Genomic DNA, 25,127 nt, shown 5'->3' with positions numbered 1-25,127 from the left:
TGCTCGGCTCCTCAATCAGCGAACGGGTCGGTTACCAGAATGGTGTCTTCGCGTTCCGGCGAGGTAGACAATAGCGCGACGGGGCAGTCGATCAACTCTTCCACACGGCGCACATATTTGATCGCCTCCGCAGGCAGCTCCGCCCAGCTGCGCGCGCCCTCGGTCGATTGCGACCAGCCGGGCATTTCCTCATAGATCGGCTTGCACCGCGCCTGCTGCTCGGAGGCCATCGGCAGGTAATCCAGCCGCTCCCCGTCTAACTCATAAGCCACGCAAATCTTCAGCGTCTCGAACCCGTCCAGCACATCCAGCTTGGTCAGCGAAATGCCCGTCACGCCCGAGGTGGCGCAGGTCTGGCGCACCAGGGCGGCATCAAACCACCCGCAGCGCCGCTTGCGGCCTGTGACAGTGCCAAATTCATGGCCCCGCTCCCCCAGACGCTGCCCATCGGCATCGTCCAACTCTGTCGGGAACGGGCCTTCGCCCACACGGGTCGTGTAGGCCTTCACAATGCCAAGCACGTAATCAATCGATGTCGGGCCAACACCTACACCAGTTGCCGCCTGCCCCGCGATCACGTTCGACGAGGTCACAAACGGATACGTCCCGAAATCAATGTCCAACAACGCGCCCTGCGCGCCCTCAAACAAGATGCGCTCGCCGCGCTTCTTGCGTTCGTTCATTTCTTTCCAGACCGGGGCCGCATAAGGCAGGATCTGCGGCGCGATCTCGCGCAGCTGCGCCACCAACTTGTCACGGTCGACAGGCTCAATGCCCAACCCTTTGCGCAGCGGGTCGTGGTGCTGCAACGCGCGGTCGACCCGCGCCTCTAGCGTGGCGTCATCCGCCAAGTCAGCCACCCGCACCGAGCGGCGTCCAACCTTGTCTTCATAAGCCGGCCCGATGCCGCGCCCGGTTGTGCCAATCTTGGTCCCCTTTGATGCGGCCTCTTCCCGTGCCCGGTCCAATTCGCCGTGAATGGGCAGGATCAGGGGGGTATTCTCGGCAATCATCAGCGTCTGGGGTGAAATCTCCACGCCCTGTTTCTGGATCGACGCAATCTCGCTGACCAGATGCCAGGGGTCCAGCACCACGCCATTGCCAATAACAGAAAGCTTGCCGCCGCGCACCACGCCCGAGGGCAGCGCGTTCAGCTTGAACACCTCGCCGTCAATCACCAAGGTGTGGCCCGCGTTGTGGCCGCCCTGAAACCGCACGATCGTGTCGGCGCGTTCCGACAGCCAATCCACGATCTTGCCTTTGCCCTCGTCGCCCCATTGCGCGCCGACAACTACCACATTGGCCATGCTCTTCCCCTCGGTGATGGATTAAACCCGCGCCCGTATAGCCGCGCCTTCCGGCGGGTGAAACCCTCAAATGCCCGCAACAAGGCTTCATGACGGGTTGCACGATGCGCCCGCCCCGACTACATACCCCCAAACACGCATGCCGAAAGTCCGAGGCCCATGGAAAACATCATCCTCACCGTCCACCTGATCATCGCACTGTGCCTGATCGGGATCGTGCTGATCCAACGCTCCGAGGGCGGTGGTCTGGGCATTGGCGGCGGTGGTGGCGGTGCCATGACCGGCCGTCCGGGCGTCACTGCGTTGGGCAAACTCACCTGGGTATTTGGCATCGCGTTTGTGATCACCTCGATCACGCTGACGGTGTTGGCGGCTCAAAACGCAGGCGGCGGCATTGATCTCGATGCGATCGAGCTGGCTCCAGCGGGCACCGACGCACCGCTGCCGGGTGACGCGCTATTGCCGCCCACCACCGGTGACGCGCCGCTGACCCCGCCACGGATCGACGAATAACCCAATAATCTACTATTTATGGGGGTTTGCGCCGCGAGCCCCACATAATCTGGCGTGCCCTGTTGCGGGACGGGCGCGAATCCTTTATGTCTTAAATCCCGTGAGTAAGGGCATTTTGCGGCCCTGAAAAACCAGAAATACACTTGGAACGCGGGGCCCATACACCACATGGCGAGATACATTTTTATTACCGGCGGTGTTGTGTCCTCCCTCGGCAAAGGCTTGGCATCCGCCGCGCTTGGCGCGTTGTTGCAGGCGCGCGGCTACTCGGTCCGGTTGCGCAAATTGGACCCGTATTTGAACGTCGACCCCGGCACGATGTCACCGTTCGAGCATGGCGAAGTGTTCGTCACCGATGACGGCGCGGAAACCGATCTCGACCTTGGCCATTATGAACGCTTCACCGGCGTCGCCGCGCGCATGACTGATTCCGTCTCGTCGGGCCGGGTCTATTCCACCGTGCTCGAAAAAGAGCGGCGCGGCGACTATCTGGGCAAAACCATTCAGGTGGTCCCCCACGTCACCAACGAGATCAAGGAATTCATCGAAATCGGCGATGACGAAGTCGATTTCATGCTGTGCGAAATCGGTGGCACGGTCGGCGATATCGAGGGCCTGCCCTTCTTCGAGGCCATCCGCCAATTCAGCCATGAACGCCCGCGCGGCGAATGCCTGTTTATGCACCTCACCCTGCTGCCCTATCTGGCGGCCAGCGGTGAATTGAAAACCAAGCCCACCCAGCACTCCGTCAAGGAGCTGCAATCCATCGGGATTGCGCCCGACATTCTGGTCTGCCGCTCGGAACATGAAATCCCGCAAAAGGAACGCGAGAAACTGGCGCTCTTTTGCAACGTGCGCAAGGAAAGCGTTATCGCCGCTTACGATCTGAAATCGATCTACGAGGCGCCGCTGGCCTATCACGAACAGGGTCTCGATCAGGCGGTGCTGGATGCGTTCGGCATCACCCCTGCCCCCAAGCCAAAACTCGACGTCTGGGAAGACGTCAAGGACCGCGTCAACAACCCCGAAGGTGAGGTCAAAGTCGCCATCGTCGGCAAATACACCCAGCTTGAAGACGCCTATAAGTCGATCAACGAGGCGCTGACCCATGGCGGTATGAAAAACCGCGTGAAGGTCAGGATCGAGTGGGTGGACGCCGAGATTTTCGACAAGGAAGACGCGGCCCCGCATCTTGAAGGGTTCCACGCCATTTTGGTCCCGGGCGGCTTTGGCGAGCGCGGCACCGAAGGCAAGATCAAAGCCGCGCAATTCGCCCGCGAAAAGGAAATCCCCTATCTCGGCATCTGCCTTGGCATGCAGATGGCGGTGATCGAAGCCGCGCGCAATCTGGCTGGAATTGAAACCGCCGGATCCGAAGAGTTCGACCATGAGGCCGGCAAAAAGCGTTTTGAACCGGTGGTTTACCACCTCAAGGAATGGGTGCAGGGCAACCACAAGGTCAAGCGCAAGGAAGGCGACGACAAAGGCGGCACCATGCGTTTGGGCGCCTATAACGCCACGCTCACCGAAGGCTCCAAAGTGGCTGAGGTCTACGGCTCGACCGCGATTGAGGAACGCCACCGTCACCGCTACGAGGTCGACATCAAATACCGCGCAGAACTGGAAAAACAGGGGCTGATCTTCTCCGGCATGTCGCCAGACGGCAAATTGCCCGAGATCGTCGAGGTCAAGGATCACCCGTGGTTCATCGGCGTGCAATTCCACCCTGAATTGAAGTCCAAACCTTTCGCCCCGCATCCGCTATTTGCAGATTTCGTGCGGGCCGCAAAAGAAGTGTCGCGCCTGGTCTGACGCGGGCAGAGTTTCCCCGAAACTCTGGAGGCAAACTCTCGGTGAGAGTTTGCGCCCCGCCCCGACCACATTAGAAAGAGGCCATGACGGACCCCGCACCTTTCGAAATTTTCCTCACCGGCACCCCGGGCCTCGAAGACATGCTATTGGCCGAGGTGCAGGAACACGGCTTCCAGAACGCCCAAGCCATCCGCGGCGGCGTCACCATTCAAGGCACATGGCCCGATGTCTGGCGCGCCAACCTCGATCTGAGGGGGGCCACCCGGGTGCTGGCCCGCGTGGGCTCCTTCATGGCGTTTCACCTGGCCCAATTGGACAAACGCTCGCGCAAGTTTCCGTGGGGCGACATCCTGCGCCCAGACCTGCCCGTGAAAGTCGAGGTCACGACCAAGAAATCAAAAATTTACCACGCGGGCGCGGCCACCCAGCGCATTGAGACCGCGCTGAAAGACAGCCACGGCATGACACTGTCATCCGACGCCGAGATCGTGGTGAAAGTCCGCATCGACGACAACCGCGCCACCATCAGCGTCGACACCACCGGCGAAAGCCTGCACAAGCGCGGCCACAAGCTGGGCATCGGCAAGGCCCCCATGCGCGAGACGCTGGCCTCCCTGATGCTACGCCAATGTGGCTATGACGGGTCGGAAACAGTGGTGGACCCGATGTGCGGCTCCGGCACCTTTGTGATTGAAGCTGCTGAAATCGCTTTGGGCTTGCAGCCCGGCAGGTCTCGCGGCTTTGCTTTTGAACAGCTTGCCAGCTTTGACCAAACCGCATTCACCGCGCTGAAACGCGACGCGCCGAAAGAGGCGGCGCTGACATTTTACGGCTCAGACCGCGACGCGGGCGCGATCAAAATGAGCCGCGACAATGCCGAGCGTGCGGGCGTCGCCCATCTGACCGAATTCGTCACCCACGCTGCGGGCGAGCTGCAACCGCCCGACGGCACACCGGGTCTGGTCATCGTCAACCCGCCCTATGGCGGGCGCATCGGCAACAAAAAGCTGCTCTACCCGCTCTACGGCACGCTGGGCGAGACGTTGAAAACCCGCTTCAAAGGCTGGCGCGTGGGTCTTGTGACATCCGAGCCGCCATTGGCCAATGCCACGGGCCTGCCGTTCAAGGCCCAAGGCGCCCCAATCCCGCATGGGGGCTTGAAAGTCTGGCTGTTCACCACAGATAAGCTGGGGTAACATATCCCTAAGATCGCGTGTGAAACCCTTGCGATTCAAGATGTTACAAAACCTCCCGCATGCGGGAAACCTTGGAGAGGCCGCCATGCCCAAAGCCTACTGGATCGCCCATGTAGACGTCACCGACCCCGCCGCCTACGAAGATTACCGCGCCGCGAATGCGGAAGCCTTCGCCAAATACGGCGCGACATTTCTGGTCCGAGGCGGCCAGCAAGAGGTCCGCGAGGGCCAGCAAAGAAGCCGCTCCGTGGTGATCGAATTCAAGGACCTCGCCACCGCCACTGCCTGCTATGACAGCCCTGAATACCAGCGCGCCAAGTCTTTCCGCGACCCCGCCTCCTCGGGGGATCTGGTCATCATCGAAGGATATGACGCCTGATGTTTGCAGCCCTGTTGAACCGCCTCACCGCCGACACGCCTGACCAATTGGAGGCCACGGACGCCCGCCTTGCCATGGCCGCGCTGCTTGTCCGCCTTGCCCGAACCGATGGCCATTACGCATCCTCCGAAGCCGCCCGCATCGACCTCATTCTCGCGCGGCATTACCAACTGACGGACGGGGACGCGCAAGCATTGCGCGTGGAAGCCGAGACCCTTGAGACCGAGGCGCCTGATACCGTCCGCTTCACCCGCGCCATCAAAGATCACACCGCCCATGAGGACCGCACCCGGGTCATCGAAGACATCTGGGAGCTTGCCCTGGCTGATGGCTCCCGCTCTGATGACGAAGACAGCCTGATCCGCATGGTCGCGCCCTTGCTGGGCATCAATGATCGCGACAGCGCCCTGGCCCGCCAACGCGTGATCGAGCGGCTCAACGGGTGATCGCCAGCCTGCCCATGTATGACCGACCCGAAACACGGGCCGCATGGAATACCCTGTGGAGCGCCGCCACGAAAGAATATCGCCGGCGGCAAAAGACCGCCCGCCAAACCCTGCCGGACCTCCCCGACGCTCTGAGCTGGGATGCGAATGAGGCGGACCACTGGTTGCGCGACGATCTGGTTTTGTCCCAGACCTGCTCCCTGCCCTACCGGACGCGGTTGCACGGCAAGGTCACCTATTTGGGCACGTTCGATTTTGGCCTGCCGGGCTGCGCGCCGGGGTATTACGCCTCTGTTCTGGTCATGCGGCGGGATGACATGCGGCATGACCCGCAGAATTGGCCATCTTTGACATTGGCCTATAACGCGCCGGACAGCCAATCGGGTTGGGCCGCGCCGTATTTTCATCTGGAGGCGCGGGGGCTGGCTTTCTCCAACGGCGTCGAGACGGGCGCGCATTCTGCCTCCGCCAAGGCGGTTGCCGAAGGGCAGGCAGACATCGCCGCGATTGATGCACAGACGTTCCGGCTCCTGCGGCGTTACGAGCCATTGATGGATCGGCTGGTAGAGATTGGGCAAACCGACCCGACCCCCGGCCTGCCGCTGATCACCCGTCCAGGGTGGGACGCCAGCACATTCTGGGCCTCGCTCAGCCAGGCCATCCGCGACATGCCGGGTGCCGATAGGGCCACGCTGGACCTCAACGGGGTGACGGCGTGTCGGGTGGAACGCTACACGGAACTGCCCGTCCCGCCACCGCCTGAGGCGGTCTTTGCGTGATGCCCTAAAGTCAAGCACTTCCAACCCATTGCAAATCCCTGAAAAATGCGGATTACTCCCGCCTCGGGGACCAACAGAAGCTGCCATACGTGACAACCACCGACGCACCAGTCATTGAGATCAAGAACCTGCACAAGGCCTATGGCACGCTGGAGGTTCTCAAAGGCGTCGGCATTTCCGCCAAGGCGGGCGAGGTGATCTCGCTGATCGGGTCTTCCGGTTCAGGCAAATCCACGCTGCTGCGCTGCGCCAATTTGCTGGAGGACAGCCAGCAGGGCGAGGTGCTTTTCTGCGGCGAGCCCGTGACCTGGACAGGGCAAGACCACAGCCGAAAACCCGCTGATAACAAGCAGATTATTCGCATCCGCACCAACCTTTCCATGGTGTTTCAACAGTTTAACTTGTGGGCGCATATGTCGATCCTGCAAAATGTGATGGAAGCGCCTGTCACCGTGCTGGGCGAAGCCCCCAAAGCCGTTGAACAGCGGGCCCGCGACCTGCTCGCCAAGGTGGGGATCGGCGACAAATGCGACGTCTACCCCGCGCAGCTGTCCGGGGGGCAACAGCAACGCGCCGCGATCGCGCGCGCGCTGTGCATGCAGCCTAAAGCGCTGCTGTTTGACGAACCGACCTCCGCTCTGGACCCCGAATTGGAGCAGGAAGTTGTCAAAGTTATCAAAGACCTGGCCAAGGAAGGCCGCACGATGATCATCGTGACCCACGATATGCGGCTGGCCGCTGACGTCAGCGACCATGTCGTGTTCCTACATCAAGGCCTCATCGAAGAAGAAGGCCCCCCTGATGCTGTTTTCGGATCCCCGAAGACGGAACGACTGCAACAGTTCCTAAGCGCGACTGTTCCGGCCTAACCAATTGAAGCGCAACACATTACTGGGAGTTCAAACTCATGAAAAAACTGATCCTTGCGACCACCGCCCTGGCCCTGTCGGCCGGTTTCGCTTTCGCCGACGGCCACGCGAAAACCATCCGTATGGGGACCGAGGGCGCCTACCCTCCCTACAACTTCATCAACGATGCCGGCGAAGTTGACGGGTTCGAGCGCGAGCTTGGCGACGAGCTGTGCGCGCGCGCCGAGCTGACCTGCGAATGGGTCACCAACGAGTGGGATTCGATCATTCCAAACCTCGTCTCCGGCAACTACGACACCATCATCGCGGGCATGTCGATCACGGCAGAACGCGACGAGGTCATCGACTTCACCGACCCATACACCCAGCCTGACCCATCCGCCTATGTGGCGCTGTCGGCAGATGCCGATCTGGAAGGCGGCGTGATCGCGGCGCAGGCTTCGACCATTCAATCCAGCCACATCGCGTCCTCCGGCGCGACCCTGCTGGAATTTGCGACACCGGAAGAAACCATCGCGGCGGTCAAGAATGGCGAAGCCGACGCCGTGCTGGCCGACAAAGCCTATCTTGAGCCAATTGCAGAGGCCGAGGCCGACCTGTCCATTGTTGGCGAAGACGTCCTGCTGGGCGGCGGCATCGGCATGGGCATCCGCGAAAGCGACACCGAGCTGAAAGAGAAATTCTCGAAAGCCATCCAGTCGATGAAGGCCGACGGTTCGTTGAACGCGCTGATCGAGAAGCACCTGCCGGGTTCGGCAACCTTCTAAACATATCAGCCCCCCGCCCGGCACGTCCGGGCGGGGGGCGCCTTTCATGTTTTCCTACTGCGCCGACCCCTCCTCCATCGAAGGCCTGACATGGCTGAGCTGCTACCTGACCACGGGCAAGCACATGAACATGTATTGGGCGTTCGGGACGGTGCTGCTGCTGCTGGCCATCACCGCGCCCTCGGCGCTGCTGTTCGGATTTGGCGGCGCAAGTACCGCCCGATCCAACATCCCCCCGCTCAGATGGATCGGCAAAAGCTACATTGCCATTGTGCGCGGCGTGCCTGATATCGCCTTCTTCCTGTTCTTCGTCATCGCGCTGGATCAGGCCTTTGAGTGGATGCGCCACCAATGGTTGTGCCCCGACTGGACCGACCCGATCCGGCAGGGCAACGATTTTGTGGTCTGTCAGGCGGCCAAGCTGCCGTTGAATTCCGCTCCGCAATGGGTGCACGAGATTTACGGCTTCTTCACCGCCGTGCTGACCTTCGCCATCGTGTTCGGGGCCTTCGCGGCCAACGTGCTCTTTGGGGCCATGCGGGCGGTGCCAAAGGGCCAGATCGAAACGGCCGAGGCCTACGGCATGTCCCGCCGCCAGACGTTTTGGCGCATTTTGGTGCCGCAGATGTGGGTTTACGCCCTGCCCGGCCTCAGCAACCTGTGGATGGTGCTGATCAAGGCCACGCCGCTGCTGTTTTTGCTGGGCGTCGAAGATATCGTCTATTGGGCGCGCGAGCTGTCAGGCACCAAAACCGCCCGCTTCACCGAATACCCGCATGGCGACTGGCGTATCTGGTATTTTCTGGCGTTGCTGGTCTTCTACCTGTGCTTCACCAAACTCTCCGAAGTCGTGCTTGAGCGCATCATGAAGCGCCTGACCCGGGGTCAGGCCACGTTGGGGGGTAGCTGATGTCGTGCTGGCAGACCGTGCAGGATTACGCCTTCCGCAGCCTCGGTTACGGTGAGCGGCTGCTGCCGCGCGAGGATTTCACCATTTGCCAGCAGTTCACGCTGATCGGGTCGGGCATGTTGTGGAACATCTATTTTGGCGTGTTGGCCCTGATTGCGGGCTTTGTGCTGGCCAATGCCGTGGCGCTTGGCAAATCGGCCAAGAACCCGCTGCTGCGCAAACCCGCGGAATGGTTCATCTTCGTCTTCCGCGGCTCGCCCTTGTTCATCCAGTTCTTCCTCGCCTACGCCATCTTCACCGCGCTGAAGCAAAACGTGCCGGGCACAAGCTGGCTGACCAACGCCTGGGCCGGCGCGCTGTGCGTGCTGTTTCTCAATACCGCCGCCTATTCGGCCGAGATATTCTACGGCGCGCTGCGCTCCGTGCCGCGCGGCGAGGTTGAGGCCGCGGACGCCTATGGCATGACCGGCTGGTCGCGCTTCCGCCGGATCATCTGGCCCACCACCATGCGGCTGGCCTGGCCCGCCTACACGAACGAGGCGATCTTCCTGTTTCACGCCACCACCCTTGTCTTCCTGTCCGGCTTTCCGGCCTTTCAGCAGAAGGGTGACGCGCTCTACTACGCGTCCTATTTTGCCGACAAGACTTTCAACCCGTTCATCCCCTACCCGATTGTGGCCTTCTACTTTGTGCTGCTGACCCTCATCGTGATCGGCGTGTTCGGCTTGGCCAACCGGCACCTGAACCGCCACCTGCCGCAGGAAAAGCGCCGCAGGCTGCGCTATCGCCCCCAGATCATCCGATGACCACCATCCGCTACGCCGTGTGTGACCTCAACGGGCAGGCCCGCGGCAAACGCACGCACAGCGCCGACGCGAAGAAACTCGCATCCGGCGCCGCCCGCCTGCCGCTGACCGTGCTGGGCCTTGATCTGTGGGGCGAAGACATCGAGGACAGCCCGTTGCTCTTTGACGCGGGTGACGCGGATGGGACCTTGTTGCCCACCGATCGCGGCGCGGTTGCGATGCCATGGCTCGCCACCCCTTCCCAGCTGCACCCGATGTGGACCTTCAACGAAGACGGCACGCCGTTTGATGGCGACCCAAGACATGCGCTTGACCGGGTCCTCCGCCGCTATCGGGACAAGGGCTGGCAGGTGATCGCCGCGACCGAGCTGGAATTCTACCTTTGCGATGCAACCGGCGACATGCCCGCCCCGCCGCGCGACCCGGTCACAGGCAAGGCGCAGTCCCGCAGCGAAATCACCTCGCTGCGCGTTCTGGACTCGTTCGACTCCTTCTTTTCAGACCTCTACGACGCGTGCGAAGTCATGGGCATCCCTGCGCAGACCTCCATCAGCGAAGGCGGCGTGGGCCAGTTCGAGGTCAACCTGACCCACCAGGACGCAATGCGCGCCGCCGATGACGCGTGGCTCTTCAAGCACATGGCCAAGGGGCTGGCCCGCAAACATGGCCACATTGCCAGCTTCATGGCGAAACCCTACGCAGATGATGCGGGCAACGGGCTGCATGTTCATTTCTCGGTGGTGGACGCATCAGGCACAAATATCTTTGACGATGGCGGGTCTGGGGGCACGGCTATCCTGAAACACGCTGTTGCGGGCGGCCTGCAGGCCATGAAGGCCTCCACCCTGATCTTCGCGCCCCATGCCAACAGCTACACGCGGCTGGTCAAGGGCTCGCATGCGCCAACGGCGATCTGTTGGGGCTATGAAAACCGCACCGCCTCGATCCGCATCCCCGGGGGGCCGCCGCAGGCCCGCAGGATCGAACACCGCGTCGCAGGCGGCGACACCAACCCGTATCTGATGTTGGCCGCCATCCTGGGCGCGGCCATGAACGGTATCGAGGACGCGGCCGCCCCGCCGACGGCCATCAAGGGCAACGCCTATGCGCAGGACTTGCCGCAGCTGGCAGGCGATTGGGCATCCGCCATCGACCTGTTTGCCGCGTCAAAGGACGTCGCGCGCATCTTCACGCCCCTGCTGATCGACAACCTGACCCGCACCAAACGCCAGGAGCTGCGCAAATACGCCCCCCTGTCCCCAGAGGATCAAATGAAGCTGAGCCTGGAAACCGTCTAGCCTATCACTGTTTCAAAAATACCTGCCCCGCAGGGTCCCACCTTCCCAAGGGCGCAGCGCTCGGATAGCTTGGCGCAAACACCACCCAAGAGGCCCCCATGAAAATCGGCATTCTCGAATGCGGCCACACCATGCCCGAGGTCAAATCCAAGCATGGCACCTTCCCTCAAATGTTCGAGCGGCTGCTGCGCCATGGAAACTTCACCTTCGCAAGCTATGACGTTGAATTCATGCAATTTCCGCAAAGCGTTGAGGAATGTGACGGCTGGCTGCTTACGGGCTCGAAACATGGGGCCTACGAGGACCACCCGTTTATCCCGCCGCTCGAGGAGTTCATCCGAACCGCCTACGCGCGGGCCGTGCCAATGGTGGGCATTTGTTTCGGCCACCAGATCATCGCGCAGGCGCTGGGCGGCCATGTCGAGAAGTTCAAAGGCGGCTGGGCGTTGGGGCTGAACGACTACACGTTCGACGATATCGGAACGGTGCAGCTTAACGCGTGGCATCAGGATCAGGTCATCACGCGGCCCAGCGGGGCCACGCCCGTGGCCAGCAACGCCTTTTGCGAAAATGCGGCGCTGCTCTACGGCGACCGCGCCTTCTCGGTGCAGCCGCATCCCGAATTTGGCGGGGCGATCATCGCCGATTATGCGAAACTCCGCAAAGGCACCGCCGACTACCCCGATGCGCTGATGGACCGCGCCGCCGCGCAGGCAGACCTGCCTGACGACAACGACGCGCTCGCTGCCAAAATTGCCGCCTTCTTCCACCAGCCGCGGGAGGCCGCCCATGCGTGACACCGGCCCCGACCACTGGATGGAAGCCCTGCCAGATGCCGCCAACCAGTACCTGCGCGGCAAACGGCTGGATGAGGTCGAATGCGTGGTCTCCGACCTGCCCGGCATCGCGCGCGGCAAGGCGGTGCCAGCGTCCAAATTCGCGCGGCAAAACCAGTTTTTCCTGCCCAATTCGATCTATTTTCAAACCATCACCGGCGGCTGGGGGGAAGCGGCGGGCGATGACGGTTTTACCGAGCCTGATATGGTGCTGAAGCCCGACATGGACACCGCGACCGCAGCGCCCTGGACCGGTGACTGGACCTTGCAGGTGATCCATGACGCGTTTGATCAAAAGGGCGCGCCCGTCCCCTACTCCCCGCGCAATGTCTTGAAGCGCGTGGTGGAGATGTACCGCAAAGAGGGTTGGGAGCCGGTTGTGGCCCCTGAGATGGAATTCTACCTGGTTGCCCGCAACATCAACCCGGCGGAGACCATTCAGCCGATGATGGGCCGCTCCGGCAGGCCAGCGGCGGCGCGGCAGGCCTATTCCATGTCCGCCGTCGATGAGTTCGGGCCGGTCATCGACGACATTTACGACTTTGCCGAAATGCAGGGCTTTGAAATTGACGGCATCACCCAGGAGGGCGGCGCGGGGCAGCTGGAGATCAACCTGCGCCACGGCGATCCGGTCAAGCTGGCGGATGAGATATTCTACTTCAAACGCCTCATCCGCGAGGCAGCGCTGCGCCATGACTGCTTTGCCACCTTCATGGCCAAGCCGATTGAGGGCGAGCCCGGCTCAGCTATGCATATCCACCATTCCGTGCTCGACCGCGCGACCGGCAAGAACATCTTCTCCGGCCCGCGCGGGGCGGAAACCCCCGCGTTCATGCATTTCATCGGCGGCTTGCAGCACCACTTGCCCAGCGTCATTGCCCTGATGGCGCCCTATGTGAACAGCTACCGGCGCTACGTCAAAGACCATGCCGCGCCCATCAACCTTGATTGGGGGCGGGACAACCGCACCACCGGCATCCGTGTGCCGGTCGCCGACGCCGCCTCGCGGCGGGTGGAGAACCGTTTGGCGGGCATGGATTGCAATCCCTATCTCGCCATAGCCGCGTCGCTGGCCTGCGGGTATCTGGGGTTGAAACACGGGCTAAAGCCGTCAAAGATGGTTCAGGGCGAGGCCTATGACGGGGATGAAAACATCCCCAGGGACCTGTTCACCGCGCTCAATCTCCTGACGGAAAACAAAGACATAACGCATCTACTTCACCCCGACTTCGTGCGGGTCTACTCCATTGTGAAAGCCGCGGAATATGACGAGTTCCTGCAGGTGATCAGCCCGTGGGAGCGGGAGCATCTGTTGTTGAATGTCTAGGGGCCGCACGCTTGCATGGCGCGTCGGGCTGACCGCCCTTGTGCTGGCCGGGCTTTGCGGCGCTTATTATGTGTCGGCGCCCTATAGACTGTGGGCCCCGTGGGCATCTTCCTACGCCGTCGATAGTGCCGAGGCCAGCCCCACCGGTTGGGATCGGGAGCCAATCGCGTGGAATGACGCCGACCCGCCCGTGGTGACCGCCAAGCGGACTTGGCTCCTGCCGCGCGAGGCGGAGCTGCAAGACCGTTACGTGCTGATCCTGACGGACGCCGCCACCGGGCGCGGCGACATGGTGATCACCGACCGTGACGCGTTGTTGGCGGCGCAGGGCAAGGCATTCGTTGAACACGCCCATATGGGGGTCGGCAGCTCCATCTTTGCCTCCGTCGTCACGCTGGGCCAGGGTCTCAGTCAGGTGTCCACCCTTGCTCATTTTGGCCATGGCGGCTGGGTCAGCCGCAGTTTGACCTGCTGGTTCTGCGCCCATGACGGCAAGACCGCCCTGCCGCGCTACTTCGCCGGGCTGCTCGACGCAGGCCGGCCCGTGACCCAGGTCACCCTGCGCTACGACACCCGCGCGGCCTATGACGCCGCCTTCAAGACCCTGCGCGCGCAGGATGGTCTTTGGATCGAAATGACGGGCAGCTACTGGTCGGAGGCAACAGAGACCACCCCCGCCGGCGGCCGGATCAAGACCTGGCAGCTTGCCGCGGAATGAACCTGCTCGACGCCAATGACCGCCGGGGTGCGTACCCCGCCAGCTGGTACGCGGCGACGGCCCGGCCGCTGGATCCGTTCGCGCCGTTGCGGGGGCAGACCAAGGCGGACCTCTGTGTTGTCGGTGGCGGATATACCGGGCTTTCGGCCGCGCTGCACGCGGCTGAGGCCGGGTTGAAGGTGGTGCTGCTGGACGCCCAACGCGTGGGCTTTGGCGCGTCTGGCCGCAATGGCGGCCAAGTCGGAACCGATTTCAATGTCAGCCAGCAAGCGCTTGAAAAGACGCATGGTTTGCACGATGCCCGAAAGCTCTATGATCTGGCGCAAGAGGCGGCGCGCCTGACCCGCGATTTGGCCGCGCAGCATGCGCCGGATGCGGGCTACACCCCCGGTTTGATCCATGCCTACCGTTTCGCGGCGGAGGTAGACCATACCAAGGCCGACATCGCCCATCTGCAGGACCGCTACGGCAGCGCCGATCACAAGATGCTGGACGCGGATGAGATCACGGCGCTGACCGGCAGTCCTGCCTATGCGGGCGGCGCGCAGAATATGGGGGCCGGTCACCTGCACCCGCTGCGCTACGCGTTGGGGCTGGCGCGCGCCTGCGTGGCGGCCGGTGTGCACATTTTCGAGACGTCGCGCGTTCATACCATCACCCATGGCGACCCGGCCGTGGTGCGCACCGATCAAGGTCAGGTCAGCGCGGGCCACGTCATTGTGGCGGCCAACGGCTACGGCACCGCGTTGACGCATCAGACCCGGGCCCGGGTCATGCCGATCAACAATTTCATCGCCGCGACCGCGCCATTGGGCGATTTGGCGGATACTATCCTGAAAGACAATCATTGCGCCTATGACAGCCGCTTCGTGGTGAATTACTACCGCAAATCCGAGGATAACCGGCTGCTCTTCGGCGGCGGCGAGAGCTATGGCTACCGCTTCCCGCGCGACATCGCCGCCGTGGTGCGCAGGCCCATGGAACAGGTCTTCCCCCAGCTCATGGGCATTCAGATCGACTACGCCTGGGGCGGCACGTTGGCCATCACCAGGTCCCGCCTGCCCTATGTGGCCCGTGTCGCCCCCAACGTCCTAACGGCCTCGGGCTATTCGGGCAGCGGCTTGGCCTTGGCGGGCATGGCGGGCAAGCTGATGGCGCAGGCCGTCAAAGGCCAGTCCGACGGGCTGGTGCTGCTGGAAAGCCTGCCGACCCCGCGCTTTCCCGGCGGGGGCACGTTCCGCAGCCCGCTGCTGGCCTTGGCGATGAGCTGGTACGCGTTGCGGGACCGGATTGGAGTCTAGGCGCGACTCAAAAACTGTGTTACTGAAATTCCGAAACTAGATTTCGGAAAAGGTAAACCGATGCGAGATTTCCAGAGCGCCGCCCCCGACCTCCACGAAGCCGAACCCATCCCCGCCGCGGCCAAAGCCGCGATTGAGACCCTGCTGCGCTCTGGCGACCTGTTTCGCTACACCGCGCCCGAAGACGCGCCGGTGGCCCTGCTGGAACGCGAATTTGCCGCGATGATGGGGACGAAATACGCGCTCGCTGTGTCCTCCTGCTCGGCGGCGCTGTTTCTGTCGCTGAAGGCGTTGGGCCTTCCCAAGGGGGCGAAAGTGCTGATCCCCGCCTTCACCTTCGCCGCCGTGCCCTCGGCGGTGGTTCATGCCGAGATGCAGCCGGTCCTGGTCGAGGTCGGCGACAATTACCGCATCGACATCGCCGATCTGAAGGCAAAAATAGCGGATGCCGACGCCGTGCTGATCAGCCATATGCGCGGACATACCTCTGACATGGACGCCATTCTTGAGCTGGCAGAAGCGCATGACCTACCGGTGATCGAGGACGCGGCGCATTCGTTGGGCACACTCTGGGATGGCAAGAAAATTGGCACTCTGGGGCGTGTCGGCTGCTTCTCTTTCCAGTCCTACAAGATGATCAACGCGGGCGAAGGCGGCATTCTGGTGACCGATGACGCCGATCTGGTGGCCCGCGCGGTGATCATGTCGGGCGCATATGAGCACAATTGGAAAAAGCACGACATCGTGGGCGAGCGGGCCGAGGCGTGGCAAAACCAATTGCCGCTCTACAACCTGCGCATGCAAAACCTCAGCGCCTGCGTGATCCGGCCACAATTGGCGGAATTGCCCCGCCGCGTGCGCGACGGGCTGCAGAACCACGACTATGTTGCCGCGCAGCTCAACAACAGCCCGCATTTCGATGTGCCACCCCCCCTGCCGCGCGAGACGCGCGCGCCGGATTCGATCCAATTCAACCTGACAGATTTCACCGAGGCCGAGGCCCGCGCCTTCCAGATGTTCGCCAAGGAAAACGGCGTGGGCGTGCAGGTCTTCGGCCTCAGCACCGACAACGCGCGCGCGTTCTGGAATTGGCAATTCATTGAAGGTGAGATGCCCGAGCTGCCCAAAACCCGCGCCATGCTGGCCAATGCCTGCGACGTGCGCCTGCCTGTGAGGCTGACCCGCGACGAGCTGGATTTTGTGACAGGCGCGCTGCTGGACGCCGCAATGATGGTAAAGGGCTAAACCCCACAGGTTTCATCTTGGCAAAAATATGCAAAAGCGTTGCGCTAAACACAGGCGCTGCGCCCGCATGGTTAACCATCCGCTCATTCCAACGCGCTAAACCCGCGCTCGGATCCAGCGGGGCCTAACAAACCTCGCAAAGACAGAACGGGACAGCGGCAGTTCGTTTGGGCTGCCTTGCACCCTCCGGAGACAGGCAAGGCCGGTCGGGGCCAAAACCCCGGCGGGAACCGCGACCCCTCATGTCGATCAGGGTGGCGCCACCTTTCTTCCTTCACCGTCCGAGATAGCACCGAAACCGCGCAGCCGCTGGCTGACGCGGGCAAAGGTGCAAGAATTTTCGTCGAAAATTCTTGGAAAAAACTTTTTGCAAAAGTTTTTCTACCCGAGCACTTTCATCTGATCGCCCAGCCACGGCATCCGGCCTTGGCAAAACGCGACGATCTCCTCCGAGATCAACGGCCGGATGGTTGCGGCCAAAGTGGCTGGCATGTCCTGCTCGTCATCGCGACGCGCAATCAATGAGATTTGGCGCGACAAAGGCGCGAAGGGCAGCGGGAAGGTTTCGACCCGGTCCATGAAGCGTTTGGCGCGCATGACACCCAGGGGCGTCAGGATGGTCCAGCCCTCGCCCCGCGCCACCATCGCCATGATGGAATGGTAGCTGTCGAGCTCGAACCGATGCGACAACACCAGGTTTTGCCGCGTCAGATGCGCCGCAATCTGGCGGCCCATCACGTGGCGGGAGGTATATTGTATCAAAGGCTTGGCGCGCAAAACATCCAGCATCTTGGCCTGATCACGGATCATCCGTTTGGGCGCCACAACGACGTATGGGTCCTGCAACAGAGGGTGCACTTCCAGCGCCGAGGACAGGTCCGTGGGCTCCGCCGTCACGGTCAGATCCAACCCGCGCGTTTCGAGCTTGTCGAGCAGCCGGTGGCTGGCCCCGGTTTCCAGCAGGAACCGCGCCTTGGGCATGGTTTCCGACAGCTTCATCAGCAGCGCGGGCGTCACATCCGCATCAAAATCCTCGATCATGCCAAGACGCAGCCGGACGCGGGACGACATGTCGCGCACGGTCAGCTCTGCCGTGGCCTGCGCGGCCTCGTTCAAAATGGCCTGCGCGCGTTTGAGAAACATCTCACCCGCAGCGGTCAGCGGCATCGGGCGCTCGCCGCGTTCCAAGAGCCGCGCACCAAGCGCGCTTTCGAGGTTGGACAATTGCTGCGACACGGCGGAATTGGACGCGCCCAACCTGCGGGCGGCGGCAGAGATGGAGGATTCCTCGGCCGCGGCCACGAAAATCTCGACCTGCCACAGCGTGATCTTGCCCGGTGTATCAACCATGTCTTTCTCCCGTCGCGGAACCGATTGCCCCGTTGCTCGTCTCCCTCTAGCGTAGTTTTGGACCATCAGGGAGACCCCAAATGCGTGACGACAGCCCCAACTCGTGGGAGGCGCGTGCCGACGCCCACTCCTTCTACGGATTTACCGACCTGCCTTCAGTGGCCGAGCGTGGCGCGGTGGTGCTGACCCATGGCCAGGGGCCATATGTGTTTGACGTGCATGGCACCCAATATCTGGACGCCAATTCGGGCCTTTGGAACATGGTTGCGGGCTTTGACCACCCCGGCCTGGCCGAAGCCGCCAAGGCGCAATATGACCGCTTCCCCGGCTACCACGCGTTTTTCGGGCGGATGAGTGACCAGACGGTCATGCTGTCCGAGAAGCTGGTCGAGGTGTCGCCATACAACCGCGGCAAGGTGTTCTACACCAATTCCGGCTCAGAGGCGAATGACACGATGGTCAAGATGCTGTGGTTTCTGGGCGGCGCTGAGGGCAAGCCGCAGCGGCGCAAGATCCTGACGCGCAAGAACGGCTATCATGGGGTGACAGCCGTGTCGGCCTCAATGACCGGCAAGCCGTATAACGAGGTGTTCGGCCTACCTTTGGACGGCTTCATCCACCTGACCTGCCCGCATTATTGGCGGGAGGGGCGCGACGACGAAAGCGAGGCGGCGTTCACCGCGCGGCTGGCGCAGGAATTGGAAGGCGTGATTGCCCGCGAAGGGGCGGACACGATTGCGGGGTTCTTTGCCGAACCAGTGATGGGCGCAGGCGGGGTGATCCCGCCCCCTGAAGGCTATTTCCAGGCGATGCAGGCGGTGTTGAAGAAACACGGCATCCCTTTGATCTCGGACGAGGTGATCTGCGGCTTTGGCCGCACCGGCGACACATGGGGCTGCGACACCTACGATTTTGTGCCGGACGCGATCATTTCGTCGAAGAACCTCACCGCCGGCTACTTCCCCATGGGCGCAGTGATCCTGGGGCCGGACTTGACCGACCGGCTGCAGACCGCGTCAGACGCGATTGAAGAATTCCCGCATGGCTTCACCGCCTCGGGCCACCCTGTGGGCTGCGCCGTGGCGCTGAAGGCCATCGACGTCATTATGAACGAGGGGCTGATCGACAATGTGCGCGCCCTGACCCCCAAATTCGAGGCCGGATTGGCCTATCTGGCCGACACCCCCAATATCGGCGAGGCGCGTGGCAAGGGGCTGATGGGCGCGGTGGAAGCGGTGCGCGACAAGGCCACCAAGACCCCGTTTGAAGGGCATCTGAGCGTCAGCGAGCGGATTGCCAACACTTGCACCGACCACGGGCTGATTTGCCGCCCGCTGGGTCAGGCCGTTGTTCTGTGCCCCGCCTTCATCATGACCGAAGCGCAGATGGACGAGATGTTCGACAAATTGGAAACCGCTTTGAAACAGGTCTTTGCGGAGTTTGCCTAAGCCGCTTTAACGCGAAATTAGCGTCTCTGCGCCATCAGGGGTCGGATTTTGATTGTCCCCTGCTCAGGCGATACGATGCTGCCTCACTACGCGTTTCTCGGAAATAGCCTGCTGTTCCTGCTCATGGCCTCCCTGCAAATGGGGGTGTTTGGCGATCTGTTCGACGATGAGGACAATGACGACGCCTCCGGCGGCGGCGCGCCGGTGGGCGCAAACATCACCCCCGACCCGCTATACATCGCCTCCCTTTATGACGGATCGACCATGGGGACCGACGCAGGCGACCGTTTCGTCGGCGCGGAAGGTGAAGGAGACCAGGCCTACTTTCTGGGGGCCGGCAACGACACGTTGGACGCCGCATCAGGGGATGACTATGCGCAGGGCGGTTCCGGCGACGACCGGTTGTTGATGCGCGGCGGCGCGGATCTGGCGTTGGGGGGCAGCGGAAATGACCAGATTTTCGGCGGCGCAGGGGACGACACGCTGTTTGGCGGCGAGGGGAACGACCGGTTAGAGGGCAGCACCGGCGACGACCTCCTGCATGGCGATGACGGGGGGGACCAGTTGGCCGGCGGGCGCGGCAATGACACGTTGCTTGGCGGCGCGGGCAACGACCAGATGTCGGGCGACAGGTTTGAAGGCATTGGCGGCATTGAACGCGGTGTCGACACGCTGGATGGCGGCGCGGGTGACGACACGTTGTGGCTGTTTGGCCAAGACAGCGGCACCGGCGGCGACGATGCCGACCTGTTCCGTGTGGTCAACGCCAATGACGGCGAAACGCTTGTCACGATCACCGATTTCGACCCGGAGGCCGACCAGATCGAGGTGATCTATTCCGAGATTGACGGCTCCCCCGCCCCGACATTGAGCGTCGAGGCAATCGACGGCACCAATGACGCGCAGCTTCTGTTGAATGGGCAAGCCGTGGCCACGGTTGTGGGCGGGGCCGATCTGGCATCGGACGATGTCGCGCTGACTTCGACGCTTTAGGCGGTCGCCGTGATCCAAACGGCGGCGAAAAAGAAGGCGGAGGCCACCACAACGAACCCATGCCAGATCGCATTGGCGAATTTCAGGCTCTCCCAGTGGAAAAACACCACGCCGCTGGAATAGAGCAGCCCACCCGCCACGGCGCACCACCCGGCGACCGGCGAGGTTTGGAAAACCGACCAGACCAGAAACACGCTGATCCAGCCGAGCCCGAGATAAAGACCGGCATTCAGCTTGCCCGGCGTGCGCCACATGAACAGCTTCAGGCCCGCGCCGATTAGCGCCAGCGTCCAGACAATGGCGAGGATGACATAGCCGAACACCGTCCCGATGGAGATCACCAACGGCGTGTAAGTCCCCGCAATCTTGAGAAAAATCGTTGCGTGGTCGGCACGCCGCAGCGTCGGGCGCAACCTTTCCCACGGGGTCATATGGTAGCAAAAGGACACGCTGAGCATGGCAACGAGACCGGCCCAGTAGATGGTGAGCCCCGTCATGGTGCCCGCCCCGACCATGTCAAAATGGAAGACCATGAAGACCGCAATGGCCGCAACTGCGCACCCGATGCCCGCCAAATGCACCGCCCCATCTGCCAGCTTTTCAGAAAGGGCGTAGTCCGGATATGCGTCAGGGTCAGGCTGTGACATGCCGGGAGCCTGGCGCAAAACCCTTAACATTTCAAAGAGAACGCTACGGAAAGCCGCCGCGCTCACCTGTTTGTGACGCGGCGGGGGGCATTCGTTTTGAGTGATCCCGGGGCTACTTGGTCATCTTTTGCAGCGCGGCCTGCATCTCGGCCAGTTGTTTGCGGATCGTGTCGAGCTCCGATTTGTCATCGGATTTCGCCTCTTCCGAATTCTCGTCCTGCTCTGGCGCGGAGCCCGCGGCCCAGCCCCCCATCATGGTTTTCATGAAGGCCTCTTGCTGGGCTTTGATCTGGTCGAAGCCGGGCAAGGTGGTCATCGGGTTGGACATGGTTTCCATCACTTTGGACTGCCCATCACGCAACATGTCGAAGCTGGCGGCCAGAAAGTCGGGCACCATGGTTTGTGCGCCCTCAGTATAGCTGCGCACGAGATCGGTCAGCACATTGGTGGGCAGCACATTGTCGCCCCGGCTTTCATGCTCGGCAATGATCTGCAGAAGATATTGGCGGGTGAGGTCGTCGCCGCTTTTGAGATCGACAATCTGCACATCGCGGCCGGCGCGAATGAAGCCGGAAATGTCATCCAGCGTGACATAATCGCTGGTTTCGGTGTTGTAGAGCCTGCGGCTCGCATAACGCTTGATCAGCAGCGGTGTGCCTTCGGATTTAGCCACGCAATCTCTCCCCATATTGCAGTGCAGAAAACGCTAGCGCAGGTGCAGAAGAAAAGAAAGAGATACGTTGGGTTCAGTTTTTTCTGCGTTTTCACGGCATTGCGAGATGCGTCTTGGCCGGTCCCGTGCAAAGCTGCGCGAAATTCTGTGACCGGAGCCTGATATGCGCAGCCTAATCTTTGCACTCGCGACCTTGCCCAGCCTGGCCCTCGCCGACGCCCCCTGCGGTCAGGACGCAGCCTGCGAAATTGAAGGCGGCAGCTACCACATGATTGCGCCGCCGGACTGGGATGGGGTGACGCCCTTGCCCGCCCTTGTGTTTTTCCATGGGCATAACTCATCCGCTGCAATGGTGTTCAAGTCTGGCGGGCTGAAACGGGACTTCGTCGAACAGGGTTATTTACTGATCGCACCAAACGGCGCGCTACTGCCCGGACGCAAGACCCGGGCCTGGCCTGCACGCACCACATGGGCGGGGCGTGACGATGTGGCGTTCACGTTGGACGTAGTGGAAGACGCGGCAGCGCAGGTGCCTGTGGATCTGGACCGGGTGTATGTGTCGGGGTTCTCAGCAGGCGGGTCGATGGCGTGGATGATGGGGTGCTATGCGGGCGACCGGTTTGCAGGTGTGGCGTCCGTCTCCGGCGCGTTGCGTCGGCCAATTCCTGATGAGGCCTGCCCGGCCGGCCCTGTCAATTTGCTGCAGGTGCATGGGTTCGCCGACGGGCAAGTGCCCTTTGAAGGCCGCGCCATTGGCGACTGGCATCAGGGCGATTTGTTCGAGGCGCTGGGGCTATTGCGGAAGACAAATTCCTGCCGCACCAATCCCGACGAGATCACCATTGGCGACACATTCCGCTGCCGCGAATGGTCAGCCAGCTGTGACGGCAGCGCGATCAAATTTTGCGAGCATGATGGCGGCCACGGGTTGCCGCGCGGCTGGACGGCCATGGCGCGCGACTGGTTCGAAGCGCAATGAAAAAGGCGCACCCCGCGAGGGATGCGCCTTCAGATACGTACGGTCCGTCTTGGGAGGATCAGAACCGCAGTAAGAGGTAAGCCTTAGGCTGCTTTTGCAGCTTTCTTGGCTTGTGCTGTCAGGTCGTCAGTTGCTTTTTTGACGGCAGCGGTTGCTTCTTCCGAAGCGTCTTTGCCAGCAGCCATCATCAGCTCAACAGTTTCCATTTGAACTTTTTTCGCAACTTCAGCGAAAGCAGCCATGTGCTCGGCGGAAGATTCAGCTTGAGCGGAAGCGAAGTCGGTCACTGCTTTTGTGTAGTCAGCAGGCTCGGCTTGAGCTTTGGCAACACCGGACATCTTGTTCAGTGTTTCTTTTGTCCATTTCGAGGACAGCTCAGTCGAGGTCGCAGCGGCGTCCAGAGCAACTTTGGCGAATTTCTCGCCGAATGCTGCGGAGTTTTTCACTGCTTCGTTGTAAGCAGTCATGTCCACTGGGAATGCTGCTGTCATGTCAGCGAATACTTTTGTGAAGTCTTGTGTCTTAGCCATTGTATTAGTCTCCGATGTAGGGACCTGTTCAGCGGCCCCGGGTTCTGTTTGCGTCTGCAGAATATATACGTGCTGCACTGCAGCATTTCAAGTATTTATTCTGCAGCGCAGCAAAACTTTTACAATTGGAGATTTTGCTTATTATTCAGCGGCTTCCTTGGGCAACACATAGGTTCCTGGCGCCTTTTCCAGGACCGGATGCGATTTTATTCCGGGCTTTCTAGCCTTGATTTCGGCACCAGAGCGCGACTCAAGCCACGTTTCCCAACGCGGCCACCACGAGCCTTCGTTGAAGTCCGCCGCTTCCATCCACGCATCCGGTTCGCCCGAGATTTTGGGGTTCGTATAGTGGCCGTATTTCTTCTTGCTGGGCGGGTTGATGATGCCCGCGACGTGGCCCGATTGGGACACGATGAAAGTCTTGTCCTCCGACCCCATCTGCTTGACCCCGTTAAAGCTGCCCTTCCAGGCCGCGATATGGTCCGTCTCGCACGCAACCGCGCAAAGCGGCGTTTGCACGGTGTCGAGGCTGACTGTTTCACCCAGAATTTCCATTGTGCCCTTGGCGAATTGGTTGCCCTGACAAAGCTGGCGCAGGTAATCGACCACGAAACGGCCGGCCAGATTGGTACTGTCGCCGTTCCAGTAGAGCAGATCAAAGGCAGGCGGTGCCTCCCCCATCATGTAGTTGCGGATGGCGGGCGCGTAGATCAGGTCATTTGCGCGCAGGTATGAGAAGGTGCGCGACATGAAGTAGGAGTGCAGATAGCCGCGTTCCGCCACCTGACGTTCGATCCCGTCGACGAAATCGTTGTCGAGGAAGACGGTCATCTCGCCCGCATCCTCGAAATCAGTCAGCGTGGTGAAAAGCGTGGCGGATTTGATCGACGTGTCGCCGCGTTTTTCCATCAAGGACAGCACCATCGACAGCGTCGTGCCCGCGATGCAGTAGCCGACCGCGTTGACCTGATCCTGTTTGGTGATCTTTTTGACCTCGTTGATCGCGGTCAAGTAGCCGTCATCGACGTAATCGTCGATGCCCACGTCGCGATAGGTCTCGTCCGGGTTGACCCAAGAGACGATGAACAGCGTGTAGCCCTGATCGACGATCCATTTGATCAGCGAATTCTTGGGCTTGAGGTCCATGATGTAGAATTTGTTGATCCAAGGCGGGAAGATGATCAGCGGCGTTTCCTTCACCTTATCGGTGGAGGGTTTGTACTGGATCAGCTCGAACATGCGGTTGCGGTAGACCACGGAGCCCTCAGTCGCGGCGATGTTTTCACCGACCTTGAAGGCTTTTTCATCGGCGAGGCTGACCAGCAGGTCGCCCTCGTTATGTTCAATATCATGGACCAGATTTTCAAGCCCACGCACGAGGCTTTCGCCATCGGTTTCCACCGCTTTGGTCAACGCATCGGGGTTTGTGGCCAAGAAGTTCGTGGGCGACAGCATTTCGGTGATTTGACGTGCAAAGAAGGAGACGCGGGATTTGTCTGCCCCTTCCAACTGCGGCAGGTCATCCATGGCTTGGGTGATCGCCTCGGATGAATGCAGGTATTGCTGCTTAATGAAGTTGAAATAGGGATTTGAATCCCACAGCTCGTTCTTGAAGCGCGGGTCGGACGGGCCGGTGTCTTCGGGTGGGGACAGTTTGCCATTGGCCAGCTGCTGCTGCGCCTCGGCATAGTGTTTGAGCGATTTGCCCCAGTACCCGACCTGTTGCTCGATCATTTTGGCCGGATTGCTCATCATTTCGGCCATATAGGCGGCGGCGGCCTTCACGTACATGTCCTGCCCCGGTCCTTGCAGGCCCGGATCGGACTGTTTGCGCCGCCCCATCGCGGCAACCATTCGTTTAGTCAACTCGTCTATACGGGTCATATTCGCGTTGAGGCGTTCTAGCCGCTCTGCAGAAAGTTTCTCTTCCGTTTGGTCAGTTTCGGTTGTCATCGAAATTGTTCCACCATATCTTGATGCTGCAGATGCATTATAACG

Annotated in this window: 25 protein-coding genes; 19 read left to right on the top strand and 6 right to left on the bottom strand. The window is 61.4% G+C overall.

The annotated features are described in order from the left end of the window. Positions 1 to 11: 11 nt before the first annotated feature. The gene (locus Q0899_RS01500) at positions 12 to 1,307 is read right to left on the bottom strand and encodes an adenylosuccinate synthase (protein ID WP_299190910.1); all 1,296 of its coding nucleotides are present in this window, start codon (positions 1,305 to 1,307) and stop codon (positions 12 to 14) included. Positions 1,308 to 1,466: 159 nt separating this feature from the next. Between Q0899_RS01500 and secG the strand changes: the two genes are divergently transcribed. From secG to Q0899_RS01420, 16 genes are all read left to right on the top strand, one after another. Then, entirely contained in the window at positions 1,467 to 1,820 is a 354-nt protein-coding gene (secG, locus tag Q0899_RS01495; protein ID WP_298292402.1) for a preprotein translocase subunit SecG, read from the top strand. 168 nt (positions 1,821 to 1,988) lie between these two features. Beyond that, the gene (locus tag Q0899_RS01490) at positions 1,989 to 3,632 is read left to right on the top strand and encodes a CTP synthase (protein ID WP_298358804.1); all 1,644 of its coding nucleotides are present in this window, start codon (positions 1,989 to 1,991) and stop codon (positions 3,630 to 3,632) included. An 83-nt stretch (positions 3,633 to 3,715) separates the two neighbouring features. Continuing rightward, positions 3,716 to 4,828: a class I SAM-dependent RNA methyltransferase gene (locus Q0899_RS01485; RefSeq protein ID WP_299190909.1), complete on the top strand. Its 1,113-nt coding sequence runs from the start codon at positions 3,716 to 3,718 to the stop codon at positions 4,826 to 4,828. Between the two features lie 85 nt (positions 4,829 to 4,913). Then, positions 4,914 to 5,207: a DUF1330 domain-containing protein gene (locus Q0899_RS01480; protein ID WP_299190908.1), complete on the top strand. Its 294-nt coding sequence runs from the start codon at positions 4,914 to 4,916 to the stop codon at positions 5,205 to 5,207. Then, positions 5,207 to 5,653 carry a TerB family tellurite resistance protein gene (locus tag Q0899_RS01475; protein ID WP_299190907.1) on the top strand — a complete coding sequence of 149 codons (447 nt, stop codon included), beginning with the start codon at positions 5,207 to 5,209 and terminating at the stop codon, positions 5,651 to 5,653. The genes Q0899_RS01480 and Q0899_RS01475 overlap by 1 nt, the downstream gene beginning before the upstream one ends. After that, positions 5,650 to 6,432 carry a PhnD/SsuA/transferrin family substrate-binding protein gene (locus Q0899_RS01470; protein WP_299190906.1) on the top strand — a complete coding sequence of 261 codons (783 nt, stop codon included), beginning with the start codon at positions 5,650 to 5,652 and terminating at the stop codon, positions 6,430 to 6,432. The genes Q0899_RS01475 and Q0899_RS01470 overlap by 4 nt, the downstream gene beginning before the upstream one ends. An 89-nt stretch (positions 6,433 to 6,521) precedes the next feature. Continuing rightward, on the top strand, positions 6,522 to 7,301 hold the full coding sequence (locus Q0899_RS01465) for an amino acid ABC transporter ATP-binding protein (RefSeq protein WP_299190905.1): 780 nt from the start codon (positions 6,522 to 6,524) through the stop codon (positions 7,299 to 7,301). Between the two features lie 38 nt (positions 7,302 to 7,339). Then, the gene (locus tag Q0899_RS01460) at positions 7,340 to 8,068 is read left to right on the top strand and encodes a transporter substrate-binding domain-containing protein (RefSeq protein WP_299190904.1); all 729 of its coding nucleotides are present in this window, start codon (positions 7,340 to 7,342) and stop codon (positions 8,066 to 8,068) included. A 46-nt stretch (positions 8,069 to 8,114) separates the two neighbouring features. Further along, positions 8,115 to 8,978 (top strand): ABC transporter permease, encoded by an 864-nt coding sequence (locus tag Q0899_RS01455; RefSeq protein WP_299190903.1) that lies wholly within the window; start codon positions 8,115 to 8,117, stop codon positions 8,976 to 8,978. After that, complete coding sequence (locus Q0899_RS01450) at positions 8,978 to 9,784, top strand: ABC transporter permease subunit (protein ID WP_298292419.1); 807 nt, start codon at positions 8,978 to 8,980, stop codon at positions 9,782 to 9,784. The genes Q0899_RS01455 and Q0899_RS01450 overlap by 1 nt, the downstream gene beginning before the upstream one ends. Next, positions 9,781 to 11,082 carry a glutamine synthetase family protein gene (locus Q0899_RS01445; RefSeq protein WP_299190902.1) on the top strand — a complete coding sequence of 434 codons (1,302 nt, stop codon included), beginning with the start codon at positions 9,781 to 9,783 and terminating at the stop codon, positions 11,080 to 11,082. Before Q0899_RS01450 ends, Q0899_RS01445 begins: the two co-directional genes overlap by 4 nt. Positions 11,083 to 11,180: 98 nt before the next feature. Next, complete coding sequence (locus Q0899_RS01440) at positions 11,181 to 11,879, top strand: type 1 glutamine amidotransferase (RefSeq protein ID WP_298292424.1); 699 nt, start codon at positions 11,181 to 11,183, stop codon at positions 11,877 to 11,879. Further along, positions 11,872 to 13,245, top strand: coding sequence for a glutamine synthetase family protein (locus Q0899_RS01435; protein ID WP_299190901.1), 1,374 nt, complete (start codon positions 11,872 to 11,874; stop codon positions 13,243 to 13,245). The genes Q0899_RS01440 and Q0899_RS01435 overlap by 8 nt, the downstream gene beginning before the upstream one ends. Then, the gene (locus Q0899_RS01430; protein ID WP_299190900.1) at positions 13,238 to 13,963 is read left to right on the top strand and encodes a hypothetical protein; all 726 of its coding nucleotides are present in this window, start codon (positions 13,238 to 13,240) and stop codon (positions 13,961 to 13,963) included. The genes Q0899_RS01435 and Q0899_RS01430 overlap by 8 nt, the downstream gene beginning before the upstream one ends. Next, positions 13,960 to 15,264 carry an FAD-binding oxidoreductase gene (locus tag Q0899_RS01425; protein WP_299190899.1) on the top strand — a complete coding sequence of 435 codons (1,305 nt, stop codon included), beginning with the start codon at positions 13,960 to 13,962 and terminating at the stop codon, positions 15,262 to 15,264. The genes Q0899_RS01430 and Q0899_RS01425 overlap by 4 nt, the downstream gene beginning before the upstream one ends. 60 nt (positions 15,265 to 15,324) lie before the next feature. Next, positions 15,325 to 16,509 (top strand): aminotransferase class I/II-fold pyridoxal phosphate-dependent enzyme, encoded by a 1,185-nt coding sequence (locus Q0899_RS01420; protein ID WP_299190898.1) that lies wholly within the window; start codon positions 15,325 to 15,327, stop codon positions 16,507 to 16,509. A 381-nt stretch (positions 16,510 to 16,890) separates the two neighbouring features. On the opposite strand, the gene Q0899_RS01415 is transcribed toward Q0899_RS01420, so the two are convergent. Then, positions 16,891 to 17,859 (bottom strand): LysR family transcriptional regulator, encoded by a 969-nt coding sequence (locus tag Q0899_RS01415; protein ID WP_298292434.1) that lies wholly within the window; start codon positions 17,857 to 17,859, stop codon positions 16,891 to 16,893. A gap of 80 nt (positions 17,860 to 17,939) precedes the next feature. Here Q0899_RS01415 and Q0899_RS01410 point away from each other — a divergent pair, with 80 nt between their 5' ends. Both Q0899_RS01410 and Q0899_RS01405 read left to right on the top strand, forming a co-directional pair. Further along, entirely contained in the window at positions 17,940 to 19,307 is a 1,368-nt protein-coding gene (locus Q0899_RS01410; protein WP_299190897.1) for an aminotransferase, read from the top strand. A gap of 75 nt (positions 19,308 to 19,382) precedes the next feature. Beyond that, positions 19,383 to 20,300 carry a hypothetical protein gene (locus Q0899_RS01405; protein WP_299190896.1) on the top strand — a complete coding sequence of 306 codons (918 nt, stop codon included), beginning with the start codon at positions 19,383 to 19,385 and terminating at the stop codon, positions 20,298 to 20,300. Here the strand turns inward: Q0899_RS01405 and Q0899_RS01400 are convergent. Then, positions 20,297 to 20,947 carry a hemolysin III family protein gene (locus Q0899_RS01400; protein WP_299190895.1) on the bottom strand — a complete coding sequence of 217 codons (651 nt, stop codon included), beginning with the start codon at positions 20,945 to 20,947 and terminating at the stop codon, positions 20,297 to 20,299. The genes Q0899_RS01405 and Q0899_RS01400 overlap by 4 nt on opposite strands. Before the next feature lie 112 nt (positions 20,948 to 21,059). Further along, positions 21,060 to 21,620, bottom strand: a complete 561-nt coding sequence (gene phaR / locus Q0899_RS01395) for a polyhydroxyalkanoate synthesis repressor PhaR (protein ID WP_298358847.1) — start codon at positions 21,618 to 21,620, stop codon at positions 21,060 to 21,062. A 163-nt stretch (positions 21,621 to 21,783) separates the two neighbouring features. On the opposite strand from phaR, the gene Q0899_RS01390 reads away from it, so the two are divergent. Continuing rightward, positions 21,784 to 22,599 carry a PHB depolymerase family esterase gene (locus Q0899_RS01390; RefSeq protein ID WP_299190894.1) on the top strand — a complete coding sequence of 272 codons (816 nt, stop codon included), beginning with the start codon at positions 21,784 to 21,786 and terminating at the stop codon, positions 22,597 to 22,599. An 83-nt stretch (positions 22,600 to 22,682) separates the two neighbouring features. Here the strand turns inward: Q0899_RS01390 and Q0899_RS01385 are convergent, their stop codons facing one another. Then, a complete protein-coding gene (locus Q0899_RS01385; RefSeq protein ID WP_298292446.1) occupies positions 22,683 to 23,129 on the bottom strand; it encodes a phasin, PhaP in 447 nt (148 codons plus the stop codon). 141 nt (positions 23,130 to 23,270) lie between these two features. Next, the gene (gene phaC, locus Q0899_RS01380; RefSeq protein ID WP_299190893.1) at positions 23,271 to 25,082 is read right to left on the bottom strand and encodes a class I poly(R)-hydroxyalkanoic acid synthase; all 1,812 of its coding nucleotides are present in this window, start codon (positions 25,080 to 25,082) and stop codon (positions 23,271 to 23,273) included. Positions 25,083 to 25,127: the final 45 nt, after the last annotated feature.

The organism is uncultured Litoreibacter sp., assembly GCF_947501785.1.
In the GTDB taxonomy this organism is placed as follows: Bacteria; Pseudomonadota; Alphaproteobacteria; order Rhodobacterales; family Rhodobacteraceae; genus Litoreibacter.
The sequence above is the reverse complement of the archived record's forward strand: the minus strand, read 5'-3'. Positions and strand labels throughout refer to the sequence as shown.